Below are 2,687 nucleotides of genomic sequence, written 5' to 3'. Positions count from 1 at the left end.
GTGTTTAAAAATTTCTACGGGGGCGGTTTGGGGTCGGTACGCGGATTTGAACAAGGAAGTCTGGGACCGCAGGACAGCGCGGGAACCATCCTTGGTGGTACTAGAAAGATGAATTTGAACGCCGAAATACTTTCCCCCTTTCCCGGCGCCGGCAATGACCGGACCTTGCGGATGTTCGCGTTCCTAGATGTTGGCAGTGTGTCGGGTCCGGGCGCGATCAATGAAAATGCGGGCAGCCTGCGCTCATCGGTCGGTGTGGGTATCAGCTGGATATCGCCGGTCGGTCCGTTGCGACTGGCGATTGCCAAGCCCATCAAAAAGTTTGAAGGCGATAAAATCCAGACCATGCAATTTCAAATTGGGACGACTTTCTAATGAACTATTTTCTACGTCGCAGTTTTGCCAGTATCTTGTTCGGCGGTCTGCTGGTATTGGCACAAATGCAGGCTCAAGCCCAGGAGTTCAGGATTGGATTCGTCAGTACCGACCGGATTTTCAAAGAGGCGAGTACGGCCAAGTCGGCCCAGCTCAAGCTGGAGCAGGAGTTTTCGAAGCGCGAAAAAGAAATCATTGATCTGGGGGCTGCGTTGAAGACGCTGGCTGACACCTTTGACCGTGAAGCACCTACTTTGTCGGCGGGGCAGCGGACCACGCGTCAAAAGCAGTTGGTGGAGCAGGATCGTGACTTCCAGCGCAAACGTCGTGAATTTCAGGAAGACCTGAACGCCCGCAAAAACGAAGAGTTGCAGCAGGTGATTGAGCGCGCCAACAAAGTGGTCAAGCAAGTGGCTGAAGCGGAAAAATACGACCTGATTCTGCAGGACGCGGTGTATGTCAATCCAAGACTGGATATCACCGATAAAGTCCTCAAGGTCCTGAATTCGAACGGCGTTAAATAGCGGTGCCTCAGGCAAGTGACGTGTGACGCTGCTTCTAGGTTCGATTGTCGAGTTGCTTGGCGGAGATTTGCAGGGCGATGCAAGTCTCAAAATCGAGGGCCTGGCGCCACTTGAAAGCGCAACGCCACAACAGTTGAGTTTTCTCAGCCACCCCAAGTACCAGAACCAATTGGCGGCCTCCAGAGCCGCTTGTGTCATCGTCAGCCCGGAGATGCGCGGAGCGGCGCTGGCGCGCGGGGCTTGCATCGTGACCGAGCAACCTTACCTGTACTTTGCCCGTGTCACGCAACTCTGGAAAAAGAGTCTGCCGCGGACGGCACGGCCGCGGATTCACCGGAGCGCGGTGATTGACCCTGAGGCTTTTGTGCACCAGCGAGCCTGCATTGGCGCCCTGTGCGTGATTGAAAGTGGCGCCAGCGTGGGTGCCGACACGGTGCTCAAGTCGCGCGTGACGGTGGGTGAAAATTGTGTCATCGGCGAGCGTTGTCTGGTGCACTCAGGCGTTGTGATTGGTGCCGATGGTTTTGGTTTTGCGCCTCATGCGGGGGCTTGGGAAAAAATTGAACAACTCGGTGCGGTTCGCATCGGCAACGACGTTGAAATTGGCGCCAATACCTGCATTGACCGTGGCGCCTTGCAAGACACGGTGATTGAAGACGGCGTCAAGCTCGACAACTTGATACAAATCGGCCACAACGTACATGTTGGGAAACATACCGCGATGGCCGGCTGTGTCGGCGTGGCGGGCAGCGCCACCATTGGCGCTCATTGCACCCTGGGTGGCGGTGCCATTGTGCTGGGACATCTGACGCTGGCCGATGGGGTTAACATCTCGGCGGCCACAGTGGTCACCCGCTCGCTTCGCAAGCCCGGTCACTACACGGGCATGTTCCCGATTGATGACAATGCCGCCTGGGAAAAAAATGCTGCGTCACTGAAACAGCTGCACAGTTTGCGCGACCGCATTCGGGCGCTGGAAGATAAACTAATGACCTTGCGGGACAGACCGTAGTTACACGAAGTGAACAAGCTCTGTCCCCAACTGAATAGAAATACCATGGACATTTATAAAATTCTCAAGCAACTGCCACACCGTTACCCCTTCCTGTTGGTGGATCGGGTGCTGGCGATTGACAAGGGTAAGAGCATCCGGGCGTTGAAAAATGTCACCATCAATGAGCCATTTTTTCAAGGCCACTTTCCCCATCGGCCTGTGATGCCGGGCGTGTTGATGCTCGAAGCCCTGGCGCAGGCCGCCGCGCTGCTGGCGTTTGACGCGATCGATACGACGCCAGACGAGGATTCTGTCTACTATTTTGCCGGCATGGATGGCGTGCGCTTCAAGCGTCCGGTGGAGCCTGGCGATCAACTGATTCTTGAGGTTGAGTTGGTGCGCATGAAGGCGGGCATTTTCAAGTTCAAGGCGCGCGCCCTGGTGGACGACGAACTCGCTGTGGAAGCCGAGCTGACCTGCGCTGTGCGCAAAATAGCCTAAAAGATGAGAGCCCCCACGTTTGCGGCTTCGCCGCTGCACTGCCCCCCGGGGGGACTGAGCCTCCTTGGGGCGGCCCGGCGGAGGTCCGCGCCTTGACAACCATTCATGCCACGGCGATTGTCGATTCCCAGGCCCAGCTTGACAGCTCGGTGACCGTTGGCCCCTACAGCCTGATTGGCCCCAACGTCAAGGTGGGCGCGGGGACCACCATTGGTCCGCATTGCGTGATCGAAGGGCACACCACGATCGGACGCGACAACCGCATTTTTCAATTCAGCTCTTTGGGTGCTATT

General features: G+C 56.7%; 4 protein-coding genes and 1 pseudogene. All 5 read left to right on the top strand.

The window, feature by feature from the left end:
- Window positions 1-375 (top strand): BamA/TamA family outer membrane protein (locus PHS32_RS24135; RefSeq protein ID WP_301082174.1); only part of this gene is annotated, 375 nt, incomplete at its 5' end.
- Complete coding sequence (locus PHS32_RS24130; RefSeq protein ID WP_301082172.1) at window positions 375-899, top strand: OmpH family outer membrane protein; 525 nt, start codon at window positions 375-377, stop codon at window positions 897-899. The genes PHS32_RS24135 and PHS32_RS24130, both read left to right, overlap by 1 nt.
- 22 nt (window positions 900-921) lie before the next feature.
- Window positions 922-1,911: a UDP-3-O-(3-hydroxymyristoyl)glucosamine N-acyltransferase gene (gene lpxD / locus PHS32_RS24125; RefSeq protein WP_301082170.1), complete on the top strand. Its 990-nt coding sequence runs from the start codon at window positions 922-924 to the stop codon at window positions 1,909-1,911.
- A 45-nt stretch (window positions 1,912-1,956) separates the two neighbouring features.
- A complete protein-coding gene (gene fabZ, locus PHS32_RS24120) occupies window positions 1,957-2,394 on the top strand; it encodes a 3-hydroxyacyl-ACP dehydratase FabZ (protein WP_301082169.1) in 438 nt (145 codons plus the stop codon).
- A 92-nt stretch (window positions 2,395-2,486) separates the two neighbouring features.
- Window positions 2,487-2,687, top strand: a pseudogene (locus tag PHS32_RS24115) (acyl-[acyl-carrier-protein]--UDP-N-acetylglucosamine O-acyltransferase); the annotation flags it as partial.

The sequence above is a fragment of the Rhodoferax sp. genome, assembly GCF_028714215.1.
GTDB lineage: Bacteria > Pseudomonadota > Gammaproteobacteria > Burkholderiales > Burkholderiaceae_C > Rhodoferax.
The sequence above is the reverse complement of the archived record's forward strand: the minus strand, read 5'-3'. Positions and strand labels throughout refer to the sequence as shown.

Excerpts from the sequence above, each read along its gene's own strand:
- PHS32_RS24130 (WP_301082172.1), top strand. The coding sequence starts at position 375 with ATGAACTATTTTCTACGTCGCAGTTTTGCCAGTATCTTGTTCGGCGGT.
- fabZ (WP_301082169.1), top strand. The coding sequence starts at position 1,957 with ATGGACATTTATAAAATTCTCAAGCAACTGCCACACCGTTACCCCTTC.